The sequence below is a fragment of the Priestia sp. JSM ZJ58 genome, assembly GCF_044383985.1.
In the GTDB taxonomy this organism is placed as follows: domain Bacteria; phylum Bacillota; class Bacilli; order Bacillales; family Bacillaceae_H; genus Priestia; species Priestia zanthoxyli.
In genome coordinates this window covers 2,956,210-2,981,189 of the sequence record NZ_JBISEM010000001.1, presented here as the reverse complement: position 1 = coordinate 2,981,189, position 24,980 = coordinate 2,956,210, and the positions used below count along the sequence as shown (strand labels likewise).

The 24,980-nt window shown below is 34.9% G+C and carries 23 protein-coding genes and 1 pseudogene; 16 read left to right on the top strand and 8 right to left on the bottom strand.

Annotated features, from left to right (window positions below; genetic code table 11):
- Nucleotides 1-6 precede the first annotated feature (6 nt).
- Together lepB and ACH6EI_RS15630 are read right to left on the bottom strand one after the other, a co-directional pair.
- Nucleotides 7-561 carry a signal peptidase I gene (gene lepB / locus ACH6EI_RS15635; RefSeq protein ID WP_099000560.1) on the bottom strand — a complete coding sequence of 185 codons (555 nt, stop codon included), beginning with the start codon at nucleotides 559-561 and terminating at the stop codon, nucleotides 7-9.
- 96 nt (nucleotides 562-657) lie between these two features.
- Nucleotides 658-1,056 (bottom strand): hypothetical protein, encoded by a 399-nt coding sequence (locus ACH6EI_RS15630; RefSeq protein WP_099000561.1) that lies wholly within the window; start codon nucleotides 1,054-1,056, stop codon nucleotides 658-660.
- Between the two features lie 620 nt (nucleotides 1,057-1,676).
- Here ACH6EI_RS15630 and ACH6EI_RS15625 point away from each other — a divergent pair.
- From ACH6EI_RS15625 to ACH6EI_RS15615, 3 genes and pseudogenes are all read left to right on the top strand, one after another.
- Nucleotides 1,677-2,108, top strand: coding sequence for a hypothetical protein (locus ACH6EI_RS15625; RefSeq protein ID WP_099000562.1), 432 nt, complete (start codon nucleotides 1,677-1,679; stop codon nucleotides 2,106-2,108).
- 34 nt (nucleotides 2,109-2,142) lie between these two features.
- Complete coding sequence (locus ACH6EI_RS15620) at nucleotides 2,143-2,706, top strand: SMI1/KNR4 family protein (RefSeq protein WP_099000563.1); 564 nt, start codon at nucleotides 2,143-2,145, stop codon at nucleotides 2,704-2,706.
- A gap of 277 nt (nucleotides 2,707-2,983) precedes the next feature.
- Nucleotides 2,984-3,406: pseudogene (locus ACH6EI_RS15615) on the top strand (DUF7832 domain-containing protein); the annotation flags it as partial.
- A 731-nt stretch (nucleotides 3,407-4,137) separates the two neighbouring features.
- Here ACH6EI_RS15615 and ACH6EI_RS15610 read toward each other — a convergent pair.
- Nucleotides 4,138-5,100, bottom strand: a complete 963-nt coding sequence (locus ACH6EI_RS15610; RefSeq protein WP_108674594.1) for a TIGR03943 family putative permease subunit — start codon at nucleotides 5,098-5,100, stop codon at nucleotides 4,138-4,140.
- A 10-nt stretch (nucleotides 5,101-5,110) separates the two neighbouring features.
- Nucleotides 5,111-6,097 (bottom strand): permease, encoded by a 987-nt coding sequence (locus tag ACH6EI_RS15605; protein WP_108674595.1) that lies wholly within the window; start codon nucleotides 6,095-6,097, stop codon nucleotides 5,111-5,113.
- A gap of 398 nt (nucleotides 6,098-6,495) precedes the next feature.
- Here ACH6EI_RS15605 and ACH6EI_RS15600 point away from each other — a divergent pair, with 398 nt between their 5' ends.
- From ACH6EI_RS15600 to ACH6EI_RS15580, 5 genes are all read left to right on the top strand, one after another.
- Nucleotides 6,496-6,780 carry an HMA2 domain-containing protein gene (locus tag ACH6EI_RS15600; RefSeq protein WP_099000644.1) on the top strand — a complete coding sequence of 95 codons (285 nt, stop codon included), beginning with the start codon at nucleotides 6,496-6,498 and terminating at the stop codon, nucleotides 6,778-6,780.
- Nucleotides 6,781-6,798: 18 nt separating this feature from the next.
- Entirely contained in the window at nucleotides 6,799-7,332 is a 534-nt protein-coding gene (locus tag ACH6EI_RS15595; protein ID WP_098113977.1) for an HMA2 domain-containing protein, read from the top strand.
- Nucleotides 7,332-9,446, top strand: a complete 2,115-nt coding sequence (locus tag ACH6EI_RS15590; RefSeq protein ID WP_223546660.1) for a heavy metal translocating P-type ATPase — start codon at nucleotides 7,332-7,334, stop codon at nucleotides 9,444-9,446. Before ACH6EI_RS15595 ends, ACH6EI_RS15590 begins: the two co-directional genes overlap by 1 nt.
- A complete protein-coding gene (locus tag ACH6EI_RS15585) occupies nucleotides 9,418-10,008 on the top strand; it encodes an HMA2 domain-containing protein (RefSeq protein WP_048021443.1) in 591 nt (196 codons plus the stop codon). The genes ACH6EI_RS15590 and ACH6EI_RS15585 overlap by 29 nt, the downstream gene beginning before the upstream one ends.
- A 65-nt stretch (nucleotides 10,009-10,073) precedes the next feature.
- On the top strand, nucleotides 10,074-10,298 hold the full coding sequence (locus ACH6EI_RS15580) for a hypothetical protein (protein ID WP_011106165.1): 225 nt from the start codon (nucleotides 10,074-10,076) through the stop codon (nucleotides 10,296-10,298).
- A 422-nt stretch (nucleotides 10,299-10,720) separates the two neighbouring features.
- On the opposite strand, the gene ACH6EI_RS15575 is transcribed toward ACH6EI_RS15580, so the two are convergent.
- Nucleotides 10,721-10,990 (bottom strand): hypothetical protein, encoded by a 270-nt coding sequence (locus ACH6EI_RS15575; RefSeq protein WP_155017611.1) that lies wholly within the window; start codon nucleotides 10,988-10,990, stop codon nucleotides 10,721-10,723.
- Between the two features lie 144 nt (nucleotides 10,991-11,134).
- Here ACH6EI_RS15575 and ACH6EI_RS15570 point away from each other — a divergent pair, with 144 nt between their 5' ends.
- The 5 genes from ACH6EI_RS15570 (at nucleotide 11,135) to ACH6EI_RS15550 (ending at nucleotide 15,193) form a co-directional block, all read left to right on the top strand.
- On the top strand, nucleotides 11,135-11,935 hold the full coding sequence (locus ACH6EI_RS15570) for a hypothetical protein (RefSeq protein ID WP_140457115.1): 801 nt from the start codon (nucleotides 11,135-11,137) through the stop codon (nucleotides 11,933-11,935).
- A 618-nt stretch (nucleotides 11,936-12,553) separates the two neighbouring features.
- Complete coding sequence (locus tag ACH6EI_RS15565) at nucleotides 12,554-13,819, top strand: Y-family DNA polymerase (protein ID WP_108674597.1); 1,266 nt, start codon at nucleotides 12,554-12,556, stop codon at nucleotides 13,817-13,819.
- 14 nt (nucleotides 13,820-13,833) lie between these two features.
- On the top strand, nucleotides 13,834-14,166 hold the full coding sequence (locus tag ACH6EI_RS15560; RefSeq protein ID WP_098999826.1) for a YolD-like family protein: 333 nt from the start codon (nucleotides 13,834-13,836) through the stop codon (nucleotides 14,164-14,166).
- Nucleotides 14,167-14,286: 120 nt separating this feature from the next.
- Complete coding sequence (locus ACH6EI_RS15555; RefSeq protein WP_034264737.1) at nucleotides 14,287-14,802, top strand: SMI1/KNR4 family protein; 516 nt, start codon at nucleotides 14,287-14,289, stop codon at nucleotides 14,800-14,802.
- 13 nt (nucleotides 14,803-14,815) lie between these two features.
- Complete coding sequence (locus ACH6EI_RS15550) at nucleotides 14,816-15,193, top strand: SMI1/KNR4 family protein (protein ID WP_098999827.1); 378 nt, start codon at nucleotides 14,816-14,818, stop codon at nucleotides 15,191-15,193.
- 34 nt (nucleotides 15,194-15,227) lie between these two features.
- On the opposite strand, the gene ACH6EI_RS15545 is transcribed toward ACH6EI_RS15550, so the two are convergent.
- Nucleotides 15,228-17,339: a sigma-54 interaction domain-containing protein gene (locus ACH6EI_RS15545; RefSeq protein ID WP_098999828.1), complete on the bottom strand. Its 2,112-nt coding sequence runs from the start codon at nucleotides 17,337-17,339 to the stop codon at nucleotides 15,228-15,230.
- 59 nt (nucleotides 17,340-17,398) lie between these two features.
- A complete protein-coding gene (locus tag ACH6EI_RS15540; protein ID WP_098999829.1) occupies nucleotides 17,399-18,826 on the bottom strand; it encodes a YfcC family protein in 1,428 nt (475 codons plus the stop codon).
- 377 nt (nucleotides 18,827-19,203) lie between these two features.
- Between ACH6EI_RS15540 and ACH6EI_RS15535 the strand changes: the two genes are divergently transcribed.
- The 3 genes from ACH6EI_RS15535 to ppsA all read left to right on the top strand — a co-directional run bounded on the left by ACH6EI_RS15535 (nucleotide 19,204) and on the right by ppsA (nucleotide 24,069).
- Entirely contained in the window at nucleotides 19,204-20,349 is a 1,146-nt protein-coding gene (locus ACH6EI_RS15535; protein WP_223546515.1) for a M20 family metallopeptidase, read from the top strand.
- A gap of 361 nt (nucleotides 20,350-20,710) precedes the next feature.
- Complete coding sequence (locus ACH6EI_RS15530; RefSeq protein ID WP_033578688.1) at nucleotides 20,711-21,094, top strand: hypothetical protein; 384 nt, start codon at nucleotides 20,711-20,713, stop codon at nucleotides 21,092-21,094.
- A 368-nt stretch (nucleotides 21,095-21,462) separates the two neighbouring features.
- The gene (gene ppsA, locus ACH6EI_RS15525; protein ID WP_108674598.1) at nucleotides 21,463-24,069 is read left to right on the top strand and encodes a phosphoenolpyruvate synthase; all 2,607 of its coding nucleotides are present in this window, start codon (nucleotides 21,463-21,465) and stop codon (nucleotides 24,067-24,069) included.
- A 140-nt stretch (nucleotides 24,070-24,209) separates the two neighbouring features.
- On the opposite strand, the gene ACH6EI_RS15520 is transcribed toward ppsA, so the two are convergent.
- On the bottom strand, nucleotides 24,210-24,956 hold the full coding sequence (locus ACH6EI_RS15520) for a gamma-glutamyl-gamma-aminobutyrate hydrolase family protein (RefSeq protein ID WP_108674599.1): 747 nt from the start codon (nucleotides 24,954-24,956) through the stop codon (nucleotides 24,210-24,212).
- Nucleotides 24,957-24,980: the final 24 nt, after the last annotated feature.

Below are 24,980 nucleotides of genomic sequence, written 5' to 3'. Positions count from 1 at the left end.
ACTCCTTTATTTAATCCACTGAACCTCTTTTATAGGCCAATAAGCTAATTTGGCTTTTCCTACAATTTTATCTGCAGAAATTGTTCCTACTTTTTGGGATCTGCTATCTACGCTATACTTCCTATTGTCTCCCATAACAAATAATTGCCCTTGTGGAACTGTACTACTTCCTGTATACTTTTCAAGTTTAAAATCTTCTGTTAATGGACCTGTCATTATGTCTTTCTTATATTGATCTAAGTAGGGTTCATCGTACTTCTTACCATTTATATATAGCATATCGTTACGATACTCTATATGATCACCAGGTAAACCAATTACCCTTTTGATATAGTCTTTTTTCTTTGTAGCATGAAAAACAATAATATCAAATCTGTTTATATTTTTTACTTTGTTTTTACCCATTTCATTAAGAATGATATGTTCATCGTTTTTTAAAGTTGGCATCATTGATTCACCGTTAACGACTATAGGGGCAAATATGTATTCTCTTACCATAAAAATCAAAATACAGGCAATGATAATTGACTTAATCCATGAAAAAATCTCTTTTTTCTTCAACTGAAAACTCCTCTACAACCATACTACGTGTCTCAAGTTATAAAAGAAAACCACCTTTCATAAAAGAAAAGGGTTTCTTACACTCTTAAAATCCTTTTAACTTTCAGTTTGTCCGACCTTCTGGTGCTCTTCGGTCATTACATGAATTTTTAAACTATCGCTTTCTGAATTTAAATCCTCACTACCTTTAAACATAGCCCCTTTAACAATATTTAATTCGGCTTGTTTTTGTTGTTCAGCTGTTATATGAGCTTCAACAACTTCACTTTCTAATTGAACATTTTCACTACTCTTCAAAATACTTAAGTCAGAATTAGTTAATTCAGCCTGTTTTTGTTGCTCAGCTGTTATATGAGTTTCAACAACTTCATTTAGTGCTAAATTTGATTTTGTAGTTCCCGATTGAGTAATACTTTGAATCAGGACTCCTGTGGCAGATAGGCCTAGAATACATGTGCAAATCAGTAGATGTTTTTTAACTTTAATTTTAAACAACCCTTTCCTCTTACATTATAATCGTTTTCAATTATATCATTTTATCTTTTATTTTACATAAAAGGAATTTATTATAGATTCATTGACGTAACTTAATCAGTATTGAATTTCCTAGTCATAATGTATACCGTATACAAAAGTAGTTAACATAATCACTCTTTCCGGAACACATCACAAAAAAGAACCCTTGGGAGGCAAAGGTTCTCAAAAGGGTCCTCTTTATCGATTATGCATCTTTTTATACATCCTTGACGCGTAAGGGTTTCATACTAGGGCATAACCCAAACGAATGAATAAAAAGCGCACCTTTTATTCATATGCTCGTACAGAAAAATATAGTCTATAAGGTAAAAAATGTGTTATTATATGTCTGCACATGCATTTTATAGTAAAAAGCCACCTGTCCTGCAAATACTGGGTGGCTTTTTATTTTGCTTTTTAGATAGAAGTTAAGTTACCTATAGAGTATAATTATGTAATATTTTTTATATTGGTATTCGACACTTTGTTTGTTAAGTGGGCCAAAGCAAGTTGTAGTCAGTTTGTTATTTTAGGAGATCAGAGCTGATAGTGAAGTAATAAGTTAAATGAAAAATAGTTAAAAATAAAGGAGATACTTAATGTCTGAGTATAGAGTTAAATTAAAGAAAGTTTGGGAAGATGAAAACTTTCTTGAATTAAATATGGTTGTCACTTCTCCCTATTGTAAAGTAAATACTCATTTTTACACCACTATTGAAGATCTCAAAGAGTTGAAAGATAATCTAATTTTATTTTCAAACTTAAAACGAAAAGAGTATCAATGGATTCAAGGGGAAGATAATGAAAGTGCTGCTCAATATGTACAAGTTAGATTCTTTCATTTTAACAATCAAGGACATATCGGAGTCGAGTTTGTACTTGATAATAAGCTAGATATTCCAGATAAAACACGCGTGAATTTTTATCTTATTACTGAATTAAACCAAATTGATGATTTTGTATATAAACTAGAAGGATTAATTAAGGGGATTACAGATAGTCTTGAAAGTTTATCAGAAGTAAAAGTATGAAGTTTATAGACATTAGATTGAAGAAGGTGAAGTTTTGAAAAAAGAATTTTATCAGGGAGATAGTTTTTGGAGCGATGATAGTGAATATAAGCGTATAGATTATCCGATAAATGATGAAATCATAAAGCAAGCTGAAGTTATTTTAGGTGTTAAGTTACCTAGTTCATTATTGGATTTACTGAAAATAAGAAATGGTGGGGGATTAAACTACCCATACTTTATGTTACCTGATGGAGATACAGAAAGTATTCCTTACGGGCAAAGAGCAAGGATTAGCGATATTGATCCTATACACTTTGAAAAGGAAGATATAAGCATCTTATCTTCCAAAGAACTATTAGAAGAAGTCAAACTCACCGGTGAATTTGTGGTTTTGTGGACGGATTTTCACTATTGGGTCGTGTTGGATTATCGTAATAGATCACAAGACCCTACTGTTATGTATATCGCAGAAAACTTCTCAGCTTCAACACACGATACTACAGAATGGGAGTATATCAAAATAGCAGATACTTTCGATGATTTTCTAAAGCAATTATTTCGTGTACCCGCCCTAGATCCAAAACAATTAAAAAGTAGTTATAGCCGCAAAGAATGATTAAGCTAAACAAGCTTTTTAGAAACTACATTTTTTACTATAATCCTATTTTCATTGGTTAAATATATATTGTTTAACCTTTACAGTATATAATGTGGTATATCATTTACTTTTAATGTAATTCATGGAGGGAATTTTGTATAAATTAAAGTGCATTCCATTTTTTGTGTTTATTATTTTGTTCCTGCAAGGCTGCGAAGACTCATTAAATAAAAAAAGTAGTCGTGAACAAGAAGAAACTACCTTAATAGAAGATATAGAGAAAGAGGAAGAGGCCATGACAACCGTCTATGATAAAGCTAAATGGCATTATGAAGGAGATTTCCCGAGTAACTTGAGTGAAAAGCAGGCATTCGTTCATACTGGAATGTATCTCGGTTGGATTATTGAAGAAAACTTATATAGCAAAGAATTTGAAGAAGAGGCTGCGCAAGAAATTATAGAGTTTAAACAAAAGAACATGACCGGAACTGAAATATATATGGAATGGGATGGCGTCTTTGCCAGTGATATGCTGAATGCGGAAGGAAAGGCCTTTACAACAGATTACTTTGATTTCGATAAAGGTACTTATTTAGATGATTATGAAGCTATATTTCCTCATATAAAATCCCTTTATGAGGTAGAAGATACGTGGAATAATTATGAGGCGATTAATACAAAGATTAATGAGCGTTTTGATACTTGGAAGCATACAAAGGAAGAAAATAAAGGTGATAAGTTATTTACGGTTGATTCATATATTGGTTCATTAAAGAAAACACTTGAACAAAATGAAGATAAGTTAATTAACAATATCGAAAAAATACATACTTTTCATTATTATAAGGACATTGACTTACTGAACTTTGAAATCTTCATTCAGCCATTTGATTTGTCTATTAGGATGTTTTCTATGGACAATGAAGCGAATGAAGTTTTCTATGAAGGAAACAATCGTGCCATTTTTTCAGGTAGTTATGAGCTACTTGAAGAGTTTGAATACTATGAGCTAGCCGACGAGCATTCAGATGAGTTTTGGGATTTTTATGAACAAAATGAAGAAGAAATATCTGCTGCTGAGAAAGAACTGATTTCAAAATGGTTTATCACTTGTTGGAATAAAGCTGGCGATAATGGAATAAATCTGCCTGTTTATCTAGATTTTCATGATGATATAGAATCTTTTGATTTAAAGAAGAACGAATGGATCGATAGCGAAGACAAATGGTCTGACGAAAATAGCAACTAAATTCATTGTACACGTAAAAAGAAGCCAAACAATCGTAGTGGCTTCTTTTTAATATCAATACTCACATTCTAAAAAACAAAAAATTATATGTTCGCAAAAGTATAGCTTTTTAGACAACATTGTACTTCCCAAGCATCTAACGTAACGAATAAATTACGTGTAGTTGGCCCTTGGTAGCATACACGTGCCTTATAGTCTTTTTATTCTCCAGGTCCTATCAGTTGTTCACCTTGATAAAGTTCATATACGTACGGGTTATCAGGCTTGTGAATGGACTCAATCCGTTGAACCTGAATATAGGGGACATTTTCTCCGTTGTACGTAGTTTTTTGTATGATTCCTTTTATATGAACCCAAGTATCTTTTTTCAATGCTGAGGCATTTTCTAGGGTAGATAATAAGCCATATACAGATGCATCTGCTGCACAACAAGATATTCCAAAACGAGCAACAACAAATTGATTATCTTTAAATCCTTTTTCATGGTATACAAAGCCACTGACTTCGATTTTTTTTCCAACAAACTGATCTGTATTGTTTTCAATAATATTCATGACTGGAATATAATCCGTATCATTTATAGAAATTTTCGGTTTTTTGAGTAGCTTCTTTTCAAGTAATTCATGAAAACCTTTAGGTGCTACTTTAGCAGCAATACTATTTTGGTGTCTTGTTGGAACATTCTTTGGTGTTTCCTCTGAATTTCCAAACAGGAAATCATTCGTATCCTTTTCCAATTCTGAATTAGTGGTGTCAATTTTTTCATCATTTCCGGCTTGTTGTGGAGTATCAGGCGTATTAACTGAAAAGCTTAACCCTCTTCTTACTGCAACCGAACTATCAAGTGTGTGATTTGAAAATAAAAAGCCCGTCATAATAGGTAATAGAAATAAAGAGTAAAAAAACGTTGTTCGAATTTTTCCTTTTTCCGTATGATCATGACCACATTCACAAGATAAATCCTTATTGATACTACTTCGCCAAATTTGTATAATTCCCAACAAAAAAAAGGTACCAGAAGAAAACAATATAAAAGGCATCATTTTAGGCGCAATAAATTGAATGATTTTACCTGTTAATATGAGTTTAAACATAAGGAGGGAAAAACCAATTAGCAATATCCCCCTTATATAGATGACAAATTGCTGGTCAATTTTTTTCATACCACTTCTCCTATCTACTAACTATCCCATAAGTCATGACAATAACGTATACAACCACAGTAATGATAAGAATCAGACTAAATGCAAAACGTTTTTTAAAAAAAGACAATAGCATAATGGTGTTTTTAAAATCCATCATAGGACCATATAGTAGAAAGGCAAGAAGAGCTGTAGGTGAAAATGTATGAGAAAAAGATGAAGCAACAAAAGCATCTGCTTCTGAACAAAGTGACAGTACATAAGCAAATCCCATCATAACGGCAGAAGACATAAATTCATTACTTGCAAGGTTTGTTAATAATTGTCTATCTAAAAAGGTTTGAAACAGACTTGCCACAAGCGCCCCGAATAATAAATATTTACCCATATCGAAAAATTCATCACTAGCATGATACAACGTTTGCTTTAACTTATTACCTACTTTTGCGTCCTCATGTTCATGAACGTGTACATGTCGTAGCTGATTCGAATTTTTAAAAAAGAAATAAACGGATAGACCAATTAATAGACAAGCAACAACAGCTAGTCCCATACGGCTGTAGACGATGGATGTATTTGATTGAAAGGCATAAAAAGTAGCAGCAAAGACAACGGGATTTAAAATGGGGGCCCCCACTAGAATGACAACCCCGATATGAAGAGGCATTCCTTTTTTTAATAACCGCCTTATAACTGGAATAATGGCACATTCACAAACAGGTAAAAGAACACTTACTAGAACAGCTGGTAAAAGAGCTATATACGGATTTTTTGGAATTAGACGTTGAATGAATTCTTCTGAGACAAATACTTGAATCAGGGCAGATGCAAATACTCCGATTAAAATGAAGGGTATAGCCTCAAGTACAATGCTTAAAAAAATGGAGTTTACATTTAATAGAGATGCTGGGATAGCTAAATCGTGCGTATTTATATCGACAAAGAAAAAACAATAACCAAAAAGCACTAGTAACAGCACACCTATTAGGTCTTTACTTAACTGTGATAGAGTTGTCATAATCTATCATTTCACCTCCAATTACTAAAACTATATGATAGAGTTTAAACACATTATGCAGCTAATAAGAAAGAGTTAATATAAAAAATATTTAAAAGATAAAAACCTCAAAAATAATAATTATCCCTCCACCAAAACGTAACGCTTACGATTTAATGTATATTATGTAAAAAGCATAAGGTATAGAACTGAGAAATACAGATACGTTTAGTTTTGCAATTTCTTATCTTATTGTTGAAAATCAGTACTAGAATACTGTAAATTTTAGTACTTACTTGTACGTAATAAAATTTACAGTATTTTAATAATCATATTGTTATAAAATATATAAGTTGGTAAAATAAAGAAAAATGATTGGTGGTATTTGGATATTAATGAGTATCAAAGAGAAAGTATTAATGAAATTTGCAGAGAAGAAATTGAATAAGTTACAGATTAATCTTGTACATTTCATTCCAGGAAGAATTAGACTTCGTTCAACTGTTTGGAAAGATAATAGTAGGCTAGTTGAATTAATTATTTTAAATTTGAAATCTCAACCCCTTGTCTATGACGCAGTATTTACACCAGATACCGGGAGTTTACTTATTACATATAAAGCTTCCCACATGACAAATAACAAAGAAATTGAAGAGTGGTTTCACCTTATTGAACAAATATATCAAAAAGAATATAAATCTTAAGGAAAGGAAGGAATGAGCATGCTTCCCACTGTAATAGGTTTAGGTGCTTCCTTTATTGCCCCGAAAATTATGTCTCAATTCCGTGATCAAAAAATAAAAGTAATACATGCCATGCCAGGGCGCCTGCGCATACAATGCGACAGTTGGAAGCATCGTATTATTGCAAAGACTTTAACGGAAGAGGTAAAGAAACACCCTCTTATTCTAACATCGAAGGCTTCAGAACTAACCGGAAGTTTAGTGCTTCAATTTGTTGTCCCGCATATTAACCAAGAAGAGCTAGACGAACTCATGAGCTATATTGTACAAATCGCATCTAATGCCATCTTAAACAAAGATGCGACATTAATGAATGGTATGACTAACACACTTAGATTTGTAGATAAAGGAATTAAAAAGCAAACCAACGGTTTTGCTGACTTTGATAGTTTATTTGTTCTCTTTTTATTAGGGAAAGGTATTCAGACATTTGGAAGTGCGCCTGCTTTTTCTGCAAGTTTACTTTATTGGTCATACAATATCATTAAGGAGAAGGGGGAAAAGAATAGGTGATGATGTTTGGGGTAAAGGTAGCTCATTCTCTTCCTGGTAGGACCCGATTTTATATACCTAAACAGTTAGAAATAAGCCGTATTGAAACTTGGCTACGCTCTTTTCCAGGAGTGTATTCTGCAAGCTATAAACAAGTAACCGGAAGCCTACTTGTTTACCATCACATTAACCTTTCTTTGAACAATCTAAAGTCTTTTATCTGGAAATATAGACATACAATCAGTCAAGTAACATCTTCGTGGAAGAAATTTGTCCCTGTTATAGCTTGTGGAACTACATTTTTAATTAACTGGTACTTACAACGTTCTTCATATTCTCCTATAGTAAAGGTAGTTTCTTATTGGATTAGCACCCTTACTGCTATTAGTACTTCCTATGAGGTCATTAAAGACGGTGTTGTTCATGTCCTAAAAGAGCGAAAAGGGAATGCTAATACATTAACAGCTGCCTCTATATTTGCTTCTTTATATATGAAGAATCCGGGATCGGCTTTAATTATTACTTTGATGTCTACTATTAGTGAGCTATTAACAGACTATACGTCTGAACAAACCAAGCATTATATTCACTCAGTTCTAAAATTAGATGTCTCATATGCCTGGAGAGTAAAAGAAAAGGGCCTTGAAGAAAAGGTTTTAGTCGAGGATATTCAAGTTGGTGATAAGGTTGTAGTTTTTACTGGAGAAAAGATCCCCGTGGATGGAATCATAATAGAGGGGAACGGTACAGCAGATGAGTCTTCAATTACTGGGGAGTATATGCCGCGAGAGGTAAGTGGTGGAGATAATGTGTACGCTGGAAGTGTTTTGCAAAGTGGACATGTTACTGTAACAGTTGAAAAAGTAGGAGAAGATACATCCCTCTCTAAAATTGTGAAACTGTTGGAGGAAGCACAAGATAAACGCGCTCCTATTCAAAATATAGCCGATACAGTAGCTGAAAAAATGGTTCCTGTTTCTTTTGGTTTGGCACTTCTTACATTTTTCTTCACTCGAAACCTTAACAGAGCGATGAGTATGTTAGTTATTGATTTTATTTGTGGAATTAAATTATCAACGGCCACAGCTTTATACGCATCCATTGGACGTGCTGCAAAAGAAGGGGCTATTGTTAAAGGCAGTGATCATATTGAAAAGATGTCTAAACTAAATACAGTTATTCTTGATAAAACCGGAACTATTACAGAAGGAACGCCTGTGGTTCAGCAAGTAATTGCTGCTGAAGGCTTTAATCAAGAAGATGTCATTCGTTTAGCTGCGGCAGTTGAGAAAAATTCTACCCACCCTATTGCTGATGCAATTATGAAGCAAGCGAAAGATTGGAATATTTCAATTCCTAATAGAGACAATAATGCTCAGGTAGAAACAACGGTAGGAAAAGGAATTTCCACTTGGCTAAATGGTAAAAAAGTTGTTGTTGGAAGTTTACGTTTTATGAATGAATTAAAGATTAAAACAACTAACTTACTTCAACACATGCAAAACGACGAAAATGTAATTTATGTAGCCTATGATCAAACACTTGTAGGAGTAGTCAGCATTTTTGACAAAATACGTTCTGGTATGCATCGCGCAGTGAAAAATCTTCGACATCAAGGTATTAACGACATTATTATGCTCACAGGAGACAAGAGAACGGTTGCGAGAGAAATGGCGCGTCGCTTAAAACTGAACTGGTATCATGCAGAGGCTTTGCCAGAAGATAAAGCCTTTTATGTAAAAAGGTATGGGAGAACAGGGGCTGTCATGATGGTAGGTGATGGCATCAATGATGCTCCAGCTCTAGCTCATGCCCATGTAGGTGTAACGATGGGGGCTAAACGAACAGACATTGCTTCAGAAGCCAGTGACGTTATTATTACGTCTGATAACCCAGAAATGCTTTCTGAGTTAGTTGGACTATCTAAAAAGACCATGAACATTATTAAACAAAACTTTATTGCCACGTTTGCTATTAATGGTATTGCAATTTTATTTGGTGCTTTAGGTATCTTCTCTCCAATTGTGGGAGCAGCTATTCATAATGCGGCCACTATTGGTGTAGTAATAAATAGTGCAAGAATTTTATGGCTAGGGAGGGAAACCAATGAATCCCAAATTCTACGTTCTGCATGATATACCAGGTCGTATTCGATTTCATATCCCAGCATTGAGAGATAAGAAAAATCATGTGGAAATAGAGCATATGTTTTCTGCTTTAAAAGGTATAACGAGTGTGAGAATAGAACCCACTATTCAAACCATGCTTATATACTACGATGTTTCACAACTTTCTCGCAATACCATTTTTCGTTATGTATCTATCTTTTTTCAGCAAACGCGTTTAGATCCATTAGATGATATTATGATTCAAATGGATCCTGCCACACGAAATGATTGGCTACGTACATTGTTTTCTGGGGGATTACTTCTACTGGCAGGTATTCGAAAAGCATCTTTTTATAAACCAGATGCACTCGTATATGGAGCAGTAGTTGCGACAGGCTACACGGTCTTATCCCACGGTACGAGCAATAAAATGAGGCACCCAGATATTTTAACTGGAATTGTTACGATGTTATCTCTAGGGCCCTCAAATATGCTATATGTAGCAATGATTACATGGATTGTGAATGTATTGGAATTGTTACATGAAAAGCAGAAAGTGCAATCACAAAAGCTATCTACAATTACGTAAGATATTCATTCATACCTTTTGTATGAATTGATATAAAAAACTTAGGATTATGGGGGAGTTTTATAATGATTAATCGCGATTTTCTAATGGGATTTGTATCAGGAACAGTGGTAGGCGCAGTAGGCTACCGTTTATATGAACAAAACGGTGGGCAATTACAACGTTTGGTTCAACCTAAACAGGCATATGGTGGACAACAAACTATATCATCTTATCAACCTTCTATGGAAGAGCTTCAAGCACAGAAAGAGCGTCTAGAAGATATGATTGCTGAGCTACAAGTAAAATAATGATAAAAAGAGTGAGAGATAGTTCCAGGCTACCTCTCACTCTTTTTATTCATGATGAGGGAATCATTTTAAATGATTAAAAGCTTATTTACCGTACGCTAAAAAGTTTCCTGTGGTAAACTCTTGTTATTATTATATTCTGCAATTTGAAAATTATCAATAATTGTAGAGGGAAATGTTCTAATTTTACAAATGAGCAGAAGGAGTAATTTACTTTTTATTTAAACAGCGTTAAAAAGTTACAAATAAAACTCTTGACTTTACCTCTATAATTTTTGAAGAAAATTGCACGTACCGACCGTAAAAGTATACCTTTACGAACGTATGAAAAATTATCAGAACCAATTGTTTTATATATCCGTAAAAGTTAAAAAACACTTTATGAACGTTCATTGTTTAACATGTACTTTTGCGAACCTTTTTTAAAAACGGATATAAAAATCAGTTAATTGATGATTGGTATTACGATTACTATTAACCATATTAATCATGGATTCAAGACGTTTGTTTTCCATAACATCAAGCCCCAACATATAATCAATAAAAGCGATTTTTGATAGGGTAGCAACCATCAATGTTTCCAAATCATGCTGATCCATTATTTCATTAACGAGCTTATAAAGGTCATCTTTTCTATGTCTCATTACTTTTTCCTCTACAACAACAGACCTGTCTATTTTAAAAATGCTCATTCTTTCATTTCACCTTCTCACACATAATTAGTTATATTAGTATGCTCTTTTTACTGGTAATATATATGTTAGGTTTCTGTATAAGAAGAAAAATACAAATAAGACAATAGTAGATAACTGAATGGTTATTTTGAGGGGACTATTATGATAACTGATGATTTATTGCACTTTTTTCAATATGGCTTAAGTGCCCGAAGATTAATCTTTAGGTATATGAAACTTTATATTTTTATAACTATTGTTTTTATAGGCGCATATTTCATTTTTTGTTTTTACGCTAAAGAACATAATTTAAAGTATAGTATCATAGGATTCTTTCCTGGTAGTGGTGTAGTCCTCTTGTTAGGTGCATTATTTATTAATTACCAAGCAACAAGAGTGCTAAGAAATAAGTATAAATTTAAGGTGAAGCACAGAATTTTCTCAATGTACAGTAAGGATTGGGAATTATTTCAATTAATGATTTTGAAAGTTTATCTTGAAAGAAAACGTATTAATACTAAAGAAGCTATTGAACAACTAAAAGAAGATTTGAAAGAAAGAGCTGAATTTAAAATTAAAACCCAAGTTCCGTTTTATATAGGTTCTTTCATGATATTATTTATTCCTGTTTGGTCTGCAACAAATAATTCAGTATTTAAATCTGCGGGCAACCTAAAAGAATCCTATATTTATTTAATATTTATTGTGTTGGTTATAGTTTTTATTAATTTAACAGTTGGCAGTTTCAAGCAAATTGCTAAAATAGTATTTTTAAACCATCTGGTTAAAACTGAAGAATTGAATTATTTTCTAACGGCTTTAGCATACGAATATTATTTGGTCGAAAATGATTTAAGAGAAAATAATCTGCATATCCCTTATCATTCTAGAGGAACTATCAAGTTTAAATTAATTAAAAATGTATTAGATGATTATTATGAAAGATACCCAGAGCGAATATAAAATATATGATGAAAAGATTAAAAAAGGCAGCCAAATATTTTTGGCTGCCTTTTTAGCAAAATTACACAACTAGAATTATATTTTATCATCTTGAATTACTAATTGCATTTGAAATATATCTGATTCTGTAATTCCTGCCTTATTTAACTCATCTTTAAGGGTCATTCCCTCTTCGATCTTTATTTTCCTTTTAGTGCCGTATCTTAATGTAAAAATTCTCATTTGATACATTAACAAATTTCCCTTTCTAACACACATTTAAATTTTTTTAAAAATCTTCTTAGTTTTAAAGAGTTTGCTTCTCTACTACAACTGGGAGGATAAAAAGTCTTGTTTCCTACCTCTTCCTAAAATATTAACAAAAAGAGGTGATTTTATGAATTTACTTTTACTTAGTTCTGTTATTGGTGTTACTGGCAATGCTCTTTATCATGTGATTCGAATTTATTTTCTTATAAAAAAAGAAAGACAAAACATAAGAGTAAAAGGCTAATCTGCATTCCATTTCTGATAGGGTAGCAATAATCGGGAAAAATTTAGATTTCATCCTTGAAAAAAGAACATTTGTTCGTATATAATATATAGAACAAATGTTCTTTTATTTAAGGAGTTCTTTTGATGGATGATGGGCAGCTACCAAACAGAGTGATTATTTGTATAGACATGAAATCGTTTTTTGCTTCTGTTTCTTCTGTCATACGGGGCTTAGATCCGTTGAAAACAAGGCTTGCGGTGGTAGGAGATATCAAAAGGTCAGGATCTGTTGTGTTAGCTGCTACACCCTTATTAAAGAAAGAAGGGATCAAAACAGGAAGTCGTCTTTTTGACATTCCTAAAAGGAAAGATATCCATGTGGTGAATCCATCCATGGAGAGATATATCAAGGCTTCGAACTATATTTCGAGTTTGGTGTTACAGTATGTGGCTCCTGAAGACTTTCATGCGTATAGCATTGATGAGTTATTTATTGATGCGACAGCTTCGTTGCATTTATTCGCTCAAACACCAGAAGAACTGGCCCATAGAATCATCAACGAGATTTATCGCAAGACACGGCTGACAGCTACCGCAGGTATCGGTCCGAATCTCTTACTGGCGAAGGTGAGCTTAGATCATGAAGCCAAGAACAGCCCAACAGGAGTTGCCTATTGGCGATATGAGGATATTCCCTTTAAGTTGTGGTCCATTCATCCGATGAAGGATTTCTGGGGGATCTCGTCTGCTACGGAAAGGCGCTTAAATCGTTTGGGCATTCACTCCATAAAGGAACTCGCTCTTTCTTCAAAAGAGATGTTACAAAAGGAATTTGGCATACTAGGCGAAGAGTTGCACCAACATGCGAATGGCATTGATTACAGTCGCATTTCTGATGTATATATTCCTAGTTCTCGTTCCTTTGGAAAGAGTCAAATTCTATTCCGTGATTATACAAACCGAAAACAAGTGGAGTTATTGCTGTTGGAGCTATTGGACGATGTCTGTTTTCGCTTACGCATGCATCAAGTGGTGGCTCAAACGATCCATTTATCCATTGGCTACAGCAAACAAACAGGTGGAGGCTTCTCCAGACAAAAGAAAATGGGGAGAGCTTCGAACTTAAGTCAAGATATCTTTCCGTACTGTTTAACCATTTTACATACGTTTGATAGTGGAATGCCGATTCGCTCCATTGGCATTTCCTTATCGAACACACGCATTCAAGAAGAGGAGCAAATGAGTTTATTTGAAGACATTGACCAGCGTGAAAGAGCCTATGCACTTGCAAAAACGATCGATGACATTCGTCTTCGTTATGGAAAGAATAGCGTTCTACGGGCCTCAAGCTATCTCGATCATTCAACGGCTCGTTATCGAAACGGCCTTCTAGGAGGTCATAAAGCATAAAGGAGGAAAATAATATGCAGAACAGAGGAATGAAAAAATGGCGACCGTTCGCCACTATGCCAGAGCAATACAAAGGATTACAGGAAATTATAAAAAAACAAGCAGAGATACCACAACCTTTTTTAACAGAAGATCAAATGGAACAGATTAATTTCACTTTGATCGAAGCGCTTCATACACATAAAAAAGTGTACCTGACGTATTACAAGCATGGGCAGTGTATAACGGAAACAGGAATTATTCAATTTGTTGATTCTCTAGGAGATGTCTTTGTTTTTATAGATGAAGGATGTAAGCAAACAAACAAAATGAGGCTAAGTGAACTAATTGATGTTCGTTTCATGTAGTAGAAAATAATAAAACAGTTTATTTACATAAGATTTCCATACATAATTAGTATAAGCTTAAAAAGTACAGGATCATTTTCATAGATTCATTTAGTAATGTTATATAAGGGGGCTTTTAAAATGAAGCAGGTTTGGCATGAATTTGAACAGTGGTTGAGAATAAATCGGCCAGAAGCAGTAGGAACACTTAACGAAGCAGCTGCTGAATCAGAAATTGCAGCGGTTGAACAAAAGATGGGACTAACCTTCCCCCAAAACCTTAAAGACTGGTTAATGATACATAATGGACAGAGCGATGAGTATATAGGAGTTATTGAAAATTATACTCTATTACCTCTAGAGGAGATTCTGTATACGTGGCAAACCTTAAAAGAGCTTTTAGATGGAGGAGAATTTGAAGATTTTCCAGAAGTAGAACCTGTTGGACCAGTGAAAAAAGAATTGTGGTGGAACCCGCGTTGGATTTCGATTGCCACGAATGGAGGAGGAGACGATATTTGTATAGACTTGGATCCTGATGAAGGAGGAAAAGTCGGCCAAATTATCACCTTTTGGCACGATTGGGAACAGCGTGAAGTAATAGCAGATAGCTTAGAAGAATGGGTGATGGCTACGATAAATCATACAGATCATTAAAGGGGAGAAGCAAATGATAAAGCCGGATATAGAGAGAATCTATAAAATTCTTAAAGCACTTCCAGGTACGTCAGTGAAAGTAGAATTTGAAGATGAAGTGGGAGAAATTCTTTCTACTCCTTATTATATCTATCTTAAAAGCGAGTTTTTAGATGGACAATTAGGCTATAGAGAAGGTCTAGAAGCAAATTCCCTTATAGGAAATCAAGAAGGAGATTGGCAAGAAAGCTGGTTTGTCATAGGGTATGATGAAGAAATCGGCGGTGACCCGCTTTTTATTGATATAGCGAATGAAGATTATCCAGTTTTTACAGCTGAACATGGTATGGGTGAATGGGACGCTTTAGAAATATATGATTCTCTAGAAGAGTTTGTAGAAGATGTTACTTAATTATGGGTTAATTAAATACTTACCGAAAAGGCCGTTACTCCAAAAGAGTAACAGCCTTTTTTTCATTAGCAGTCATCAAATTTTCAAATTGACTTAGTACTTCTATACCTAATTCTGTAATCTCTGTTCCTTGTTTTCTCTTTCCGACTTTAATACACTTAACCTTATTTAACGTAGCTAACCGACGTCTCAATTGTGAATCAGAAAGGAAATAAGGGAGCATTTCTTGCATAACTCCTCTTCCTATATTTAAGCCCTGTTTTTTAAAAACCTTTAGTATTTTTAGTATAGATTTATAATCTTCTGTGAACCTTCCATTTTTTAAAAAGAGAAGAGCTTCTTCAATCTCCGAAAATGAATCATTTGCTAAATTAGAAGGCCTTTGTGATGACAAAATTTGATCTGGCAGGTGATTTTTAGTTACTGTATTACCTTCGACGATAACTATTAAATAGCGAATGAAATTTTCGAGCTCACGTATATTGCCTGGCCAATTATAATTTATTAAAAAATCTTTAACAATTGAATCAAATGTTAACCTTTTTTTATTTAGCTTAAAGAAGAAATCTATTAATATAAATAAATCTTCTTTTCTTTCTCGAAGTGGCGGGATGTTTAGTGGTAAGACGTTGAACCGAAAATATAAATCTTCTCGAAACGTACCTTCCTTAATCATTTCCTGTAAGTTTTTATTGGTTGCAGCAATTACTCGTACATTAATTGGTATAACTTTATGACCGCCTACACGCATTACCTGTCGTTCCTGAAGGACTCGCAAAAGGGATGCTTGAATATTTAAAGAAGCGTCTCCAATTTCGTCCATAAAAATAGTTCCATTATGAGCTAATTCAAACAATCCCATTTTGCCTTCTTTTTTAGCGCCTGTAAATGCTCCACCCTCATAACCAAACAATTCACTTTCGATTAAAGTCTCGGTTAACCCTGCAAAATTTACTGCTACAAACGGTCCATCTTTCCTTTCAGAATCATTATGTATGGCTTGGGCAAAGACTTCTTTTCCTGTCCCATTCTCTCCAGTGATCAAAACTGTATAGTCACTTTGAGCTAAACGATTTGCTTTCTGTTTGGCGGATACAATTAAATGGCTGTTTCCAATAATATTATCAAATGAGTATTTAGTTGTTAGACCCAGTTCTGTACTTTTCCGTCTAATTTCTTGTTCCATTCTTTGAACTCTCGTAACATCTTGAAACGTAATGACCAGTCCTGTAAATTTTTGATTAAAGGTTAATGGGACTTTAGACACTAGCATCGATCGGTTATTTATTTGAAATATGCTATCTAGTTGTTCTTTCTGCTTATTTAAATTTTCACTAATCTGAAAATTAGGTATAACCTCATTGTAATGCTTTCCAATATAGTTTATAGAAGGGAGTTGTAGAATTCGATGAGCATCTTCATTAATTAATGTAATGAATCCTTTTTCATCTAGCCCTACAATTCCTTCGTGGACTGCATTTAAAACAGATTCTAATTTCTGCGTTAACTCTTTCTCATTCTGAATAGATAATGATAAATTCCTTCCCATTTTCACAAAATCCCTAAAGAATTCTGCTGTATAAAAATGAGCATTTTCTAAAGATAGATTTAAAAGACGAGCAATATCGAGCATAGTTGTTAGATCGATAGGTCGGTTCTCTAAATCAATAATTTTTTTTATATGACTAGGAACTAACTCAACTTGTCCAAGTGTAATTGCCAGCTCGATGTTGTGAGTCTCTTTGGCATTTGTAACTCCTGGCACATAAGGAATTAATGTTAAATGACCAAAACCAAACGCATGCAGAAGGTCAATAGAATCTCTAACATTCTGTATATAATTAGTAACCAATAAAATTTTTGTTTGAGGAGCCAAATCTAGAAGTTGCTCTAGCTTCGCAATTCGGATAGATCGTCTAGCAAGCATAACAGGAATGCTCGGTTTCAGGACTTTAATAGTATCTTCAAGCACTGGGCTTGATAATACAACCAAATCTGCTTTATTGATCATCTCCTTATTTAATTGTAGAGATTCATAACATGTCTCAATACGAATTTTCGATCCAAAAAACATCCTTAGATTTTCCTCAAATGTTTTGCATACTTTTTTACTGATAGTCACCAGAAGTATAGTAGGTTTTTTCATTATTTTCTCCTTACCCCACGGTTGCATTTTGCTCTTATTCTATCAGATTTTAAATGGAATTAAAAAGGACCCCATTTTATTAATACACCAATCGTTAAAAAGATAGCAGCCAATACAGCCCAGATAACAGTTAAAGGAATCATAAATCTCAGCCATTTACCATATGAGATACCACTAGTAGCCAATATAGCCATTAAAACCCCTGATGTTGGATTAATACAGTTTACTACTCCCTCACCAAACAAAACGGACTGTACGGCTACTTGACGGGTAATGTGTAACAAATCTGCAAGCGGTACTAGTATTGGCATTAACATCGTTGATTCACCAGAGCCAGATGAAATTAAAAAGTGAATAGCGGCACTACCTATGAACATACCTAACGTTCCAGTAACTGGAGAAAGGGGCGCTAAAAGAGTTGAAAGGCCATGAACAATTGTATCTAAAAGTTGGCCTTGCTCAAGCAAAATAATGACTGCGCGTGCCATTCCTACAATTAAAGCTCCATATACAAGTTTTTGACATCCATCCATGAATGTTTTAGCAATATCATTAACTTTCATACGAGAAATAATCCCTGCACCTATAGCAATAAAAATAAACAAGCCTGCCATCTCGTTTTCAGTCCATTTAAAGATAAGTGTGCAGATAATGAATGCTAATAGAGAACCTCCTGAAAATAATAAAACAATTTTGTGTTGCAATGTTAATTTCTCTGTTTTTATTTCGTTCTCGTTTATACCTAAAGAATTAGGAAAACGGTCTAAACCCAAAATACTTTGGCTAATATCCTTCTTGATTTTACGTGCATACCAATAGATATAACATATGGTACACAATAGAAAAGTTAGATAAATCACAATACGAAAACTCATCCCAGATAACAAAGGAAGCTCCGCAATTCGTTGGGATAACCCTAAGGTTTGTGGACTTATTAATGAAACATTCCATCCTGCATACGTACCAAGATAGATAAGAGATACACCAAAAATGGCATCTGATTTTAATTTACGCGCAATCATTACTCCTATTGGAATAAAAGCTATAACAGAATTAACAATGATACCTGTGGTGCCTAGTATAGAAAACATTAAACAAATAGGAATGATAAGAAGAAGAACTCTTCCTTTACATAAATTTATAACATTACGAATAAATGTATCAATGGCTCCGGTTTTATCAATAACAGCTAGTGCGCCACCTGTAAATAAAATAAGGAAAATTAGGGGCGCTCCAGCTACCATTCCAGCTTGAATAGCTGTAAAAATCTCAAGGAAATTAACAGGAGTGGACTTAACCAAGTGATAGCTTCCAGGAACGGTCATGGTAATGTCACCTTTTTTTACTCGATCAAATACTCCAGATGGAACAAGGTACGTAGCAATAGTGCAGAAGATTAAAATATAAAATAAAAGGACATAGGCGTCAGGTTTAAATAACTTACGTTTAATAGGTTTATGGACTGTTTTTTCAGCTGTAGATTGCATAAATATAAATCCCCCTTCAATTTAACTTGTACACAGTTCAGAAAAATGCTCGCTCCTCTCTAATGATTTTAATTATTCAGAATTTTAAACCCCTGAAAATTTTTGTTACTTTACACACTTACAATAAATGCAAAAAGCATGCCAAATACTTAAACCCCTAAATTAAGCCTTTAAAGTATTTTACATTAAAAGAATAGAATTTATAGGATCGTTTATAGGTTATTAACCAAACAAAAAACATCCTATAAAAAGAAAGTAAATTAAAAATATACAAATTTACTAAGAAAACAAAGTTGGCAAGGTTCTTGCATTGGTATTAATTGAGGCCGCGTACGGCTCACCAAACAGATATTGTAGAGCTCAGAGGAGGAATTATATTGGGTAAGTTGTTAACACCGCAAACTATTCATAGTTATTTAGAAGAACATGAACAAGCTATGCTAGATGATTTAATTAAATTTGTAAAAAAAGAATCGCCTTCACGTAATAAAAAGTTAGTAGACGAATGTGGTGCATATTTAACTGACCTGTTCCAATACCGATTAGATGTGGAACACTATGAAGTAATAAAAGAAGATAAAGTGGGAAATCACATGAAGTTTACAATAGGAAAAGGAGAACAACAAATTTTAATTATAGGACATTTTGATACGGTTTGGGAGAAAGGTAGACTTAAACTTAAAAAAGAAGGAAACAAGTTGTTTGGCCCTGGAATCTTGGATATGAAAGGGGGAATTATTCAATCTCTATGGGCAATAAAAGCAATTCAAGAATTGCAGCTTCCTCTTAATAAAAAAATTGTTTTTCTTTGCAACTCCGATGAAGAAATTGGTTCGATTGCCTCTAAAAAATATATTGAAGAGGAAGCTAAAAAAAGTGAAGCCGTGCTCGTTGCTGAGCCTGCTGTGGCTGGTTCAGGAGCCTTAAAGACTTCTCGTAAAGGGGCAGGGATTTTCAACTTAAAAATATGGGGACGTGCAGCTCATGCCGGTAATCATCATGAAGACGGTGTAAATGCGATTGAAGAATTAGCTAAACAAGTAATAGTACTACAAAGATTAACTGACTATCAAAAAGGGACAACTGTTAATGTGGGAACAATTACTGGAGGAAGTGGAATAAACGTGGTTCCCGAATACGCAGAAGCAAATATTGATTTGCGTGTCTCGACAGAAGAAGAGGCAAAAAGAGTGACGGACATCATTTTAAACTTAAAACCACTTTCAAAAGGAATCAAACTTGAAGTAACTGGCGGGATGAATCGACCTCCTATGGTCAAAACTGAACAAACAAAGGAACTATTCGAATGCGCTCAATCTATTGCTAACGAATTAGATATAGCGTTAACAGAGGAAGCTGTTGGAGGGGGCAGTGATGGAAATTTCACCGCCGCGATAGGTACTCCTACACTGGATGGTTTAGGTGCTTGTGGTAAAGGAATTCATGCTGCGCATGAACATATACAAATTGATAAGCTAGCTGAACGTTCATCTTTATTGGCTAATTTATTGTTGAAAATATAAGGATTACACTACAATTTAATCATTTTAGCCAAACGGAAAAACAGTACGCCGGGCGTGAAAATGAAAAAGTTCAGTTACAATTAAAAACTCTATGAGCGCAGCAGTAGTATATAAAGACGCACTATTCTTTAGTAAACAAAGAATAGTTGAATAAACACATGTGCTGCTTAAATAAATATGCTGTAAAAAAGCACTCACAAGAGTGCTTTTTACTTTGCCTTAAGAAATGATTTTACAAACAATCATGATACATATGGGTATTTCTACACTCGCTGTGCACAAAAAACTGGAAAAAATTCTCTTCGTTCATTTATAATAATAGAGAACTATGTCGAATCCTAAATATTGGAGAGATTACTATATGAGAAGAATACTTCCTTTTATAATTTTTACCATTTACTGCATTCCATATGTTTATCTATCTATACGAAAAGATTTTGAAGATGATTCAAAAATAAACTATATAATCATGGCCATGGTTACAGTCGTACTATCTTATCTAAGCGGGCTGATTAGAGCAGATTTGTCACTTATTTTAGGAAATATCGTTTCTTTTAGTACTTCATATTTTTATAACGCGTTAAGACTTCCTGATCCAAAATGGGAAAAATACTTTTCGCCTGTTACTTCGGTTGAGCAAATCGTACTCATAAGCCTTGCGGCGCTTGTACTGCAGATGATTGTTTATACAGTTGCTAGAAAGCGAGCGAAGAGATACATTCGTAACGCTATGGTTTCAAAATAGCAAAAAAGAGAGTTAGTCATTTGATGGGCCAGACTCTTCAGATGACTAGCTGAAAGAAGGGGTAAAAAGAAATTCATTCTGTATGAGAAGATAAAGTGATTAAAAACATTGAAAAAAATGCTCTTGCAGTCAAACGAGGAGGGAAGAATAGCAGCGTTATGAGGCGTGTGCTTATCTGCTTTAAAAAGGATACAAATCAATTAGATAAGTTAGTTATACAACTCCCAAATATGTAAACGCAAACAAAAAGTTGTGTATTTCTCTTCCTACTTTAATTATACCACATAAAAAAATGCCGATATAGACTGTTTATTCTCATTTACTGCTGGTAAAATCAATAAAACATTACCGGTTAGGAGAGATGTTGAATGAACTCTTTAGTTCTTAGCTTTCAAGAAATAAAAGATACACAGCTTTCACTTGTTGGAGGAAAAGCTTTAAATTTAGGCGCGTTATCAAAAATTCAAGGAATACAAGTACCGGAAGGATTTTGCGTGACAGCGGCCGGGTATCAAAAAGCTCTTGAACAAAATGAAACATTTCAAGCGTTACTGAACCAGCTGACGATGCTAAATGCTGATGATCGAGATCAAATTGGTGAAATCAGCGAAAAAATTCGCCAAACCATTATGGAAATAAAAATTCCTTCTGACGTTGTAAAAGCAGTTATTCATTCTCTCTCTCAGTTTGGGGAAGAGCATGCTTATGCAGTTCGTTCAAGTGCGACAGCTGAAGATCTGCCACATGCTTCTTTTGCTGGTCAGCATGACACCTATTTAAATCTCAGAGGCAAAGAAGCCATCCTTGAGCACATTAGCAAATGCTGGGCTTCCCTGTTTACAAATCGCGCGGTAACCTACCGTATAAAAAATGGATTTGACCATAGTCAAGTGCACGCATCGGTTATTGTTCAACGAATGGTTTTCCCGCAGGCTTCAGGTATTTTGTTTACCGCTGACCCAGTCACTTCTAATCGAAAGCTGCTATCCATTGATGCAGGATTTGGACTTGGAGAAGCGCTGGTATCTGGTTTGGTATCCGCCGATTGCTATAAAGTACAAGAAGGAGAAATCGTCGATAAAAAAATAGCAGCTAAAAAGGTAGCTATCTACGGATTAAAAGAAGGTGGAACAGAAACCAAGGAAGTTCATTTTGATCTGCAAAAAACGCAAGCGCTCACTGACTCTCAAATTTTACAATTAGAACGCGTTGGAAGACAGCTTGAAGCTTATTTTGATTGTCCTCAAGATATTGAATGGTGCTTGGCTGATGATACATTTTACATTGTCCAAAGTCGCCCAATCACTACTTTATATCCAATTCCTGAAGCAGCTGATCAAGAAAATCACGTGTATGTATCTGTTGGACACCAACAAATGATGACCGATGCCATGAAACCACTGGGATTGTCTTTTTTTCTGTTAACGACTAATGCACCGATGCGTACAGCCGGTGGAAGGCTGTTTGTCGATGTCACGCCTACGCTGGCTTCCCCTGACAGCAGAAAAAGGATGTTAGGTGCCATGGGACAGCATGATCCGCTTATGAAAGACGCACTTACAAGCATAATAGAACGCAGAGATTTCATAAAATCTTTATCCAACGATCAAAGTTTCGGTAAAAGCAATAAAAGCGTGCCGCCTACGAAGCCTAAGGTACAAATCGAAAACGACTTTACAATCGTTTCTGACTTGATCAAGAAGAATCAAGCTTCAATAGAAGAGCTAAAACAAACCATCCAAACGAAGTCAGGGCCGGAATTAGTCGATTTTATTTCAGAAGATATCGGGATATTAAAGAAGATTTTATTTGATCCACAAAGTACAGCTGTGTTTATGGCCGCTATGGATGCTTCATCATGGATTAATGAAAAAATGGAGACATGGTTAGGTGAAAAAAACGCAGCAGACGCGCTTTCTCAATCCGTACCAAACAATATTACTTCAGAAATGGGTCTGGCGCTATTGGATGTCGCAGATGTAATTCGCCCTTATCCAGAAGTCATGCATTATTTAAAACATGTAAAAGATGATAACTTTTTAGAAAACCTGGTTAAGTTAGAAGGCGGACAGGAAACCAAAGACGCTATCTATGATTATCTCAGCAAATACGGAATGCGATGTCCCGGGGAAATCGATATTACGAAAACTCGGTGGAGCGAAAAGCCAGCTGCACTTATCCCTGTGATTCTTGGTAATATTAAAAACTTTGAGGCTAGCGCCAGCAAACAAAAATTTGAAAAAGGTTTGCAGGAAGCCTTAAAAAAAGAGAAAGAGCTATTAAGTAGATTAAAGCAATTGCCCAATGGCGAACAAAAAGCAAAAGAAACAAAAGAAAGAATTAATCTCCTCCGAAATTTTATCGGTTATCGTGAATATCCCAAATACGGGATGATTAACCGTTATTTTGTTTATAAGCAGGCTCTCCTGAAAGAAGCCGCTCTGCTAGTAAAAGCCCGCGTTATTGATGAACTAGAAGATATATACTATTTGACATTTGAAGAACTTCAAGAAGTTGTGCGCACACATAAACTGGATTACCAAATCATCAGTAAACGAAAAGAAGAGTACAAATTATATGAAAAGCTAACGCCTCCGCGTGTGATTACGTCTCAAGGTGAAATTATTACAGGTGCGTATAAACGAGAAAACCTTCCGTCCCAAGCAATTGTAGGTTTACCGGTTTCTTCCGGAGTGATAGAAGGGCGAGCGCGCGTCATTTTAAACATGGAAAAAGCTAATCTATCAGATGGAGATATATTAGTCACTTCCTTTACTGACCCTAGCTGGACCCCGTTATTCGTAGGGATAAAGGGGCTTGTTACGGAAGTTGGCGGACTGATGACTCACGGCGCAGTCATTGCACGTGAATACGGATTGCCAGCGGTTGTCGGAGTAGAGAATGCTACTCGGCTAATAAAAGACGGTCAGCGAATTCGCGTACATGGAACAGAAGGGTATATTGAAATACTGTAAAAGCCAAAAATACTTGCACTATTTTATCTAATTAATAGATGAAGATTTGTCTAGATTTCTTTGCGCATCTTCAGTTCATACAAAAAGGCAGGCCACAATGGCCTGCCTTTTTTATATTGGTAACAAAGTAGATTGAAACGTCAAATGCTGACTTTTTTCGTAGCTGTCTGCTGCACATGCTCCATAAACAGCTTAAACAAGTTCAGCATTGAATTATGTTCTTTTGCCATCATTTCTGGATGCCACTGGACGCCGACTACAAATTGATTTCCTTGTTTTTCAATGGCTTCAATGACTCCGTCTTTTGCCCATGCGGAAACTTCAAAGCCTGACGCTACGTCTTTAATCGCTTGATGGTGAAATGAATTAATAAGAGCTTGATTACCGTAAAGGTCATGTAGGCGTGTTCCGTCTTTAATCATGATGGAATGAGAAGGGTCGCTTGTATTGTTGTATTGATCATGTTTGATAAATGACTCTTTAATGTCTGACATGTCTTGATAAAGCGTGCCGCCGTAAGCAACGTTTAAAATTTGTAAACCGCGGCAAATCGCTAATACGGGCTTTCCTTGATCAATCACATGCTTTAACAATAGATGTTCAGACTGATCTCGTGCTAAAAAAGGTGAACCTGTTTTGGTTGTCGGTTCTTCACCGTATAAAAGGGGATTGACGTCTTGTCCACCTGATAAAATCAACCCGTCTATACTTTCTGCCTGCGCTTTAATCATTTCTTCATCTTCTAGTACTGGCAAGATAAAAGGAACTCCGCCGCTTAGCGCTGTTGATTCGATATAGTCGTTATTCACATACGCTCGCTTATAGCCTGGAAAGCGTCCTCCTTGATCCACAATAATGCTTCCTGATATACCAATTAAAAATCCCACTGTTGTTTTCTCCTTTTTTGTTAA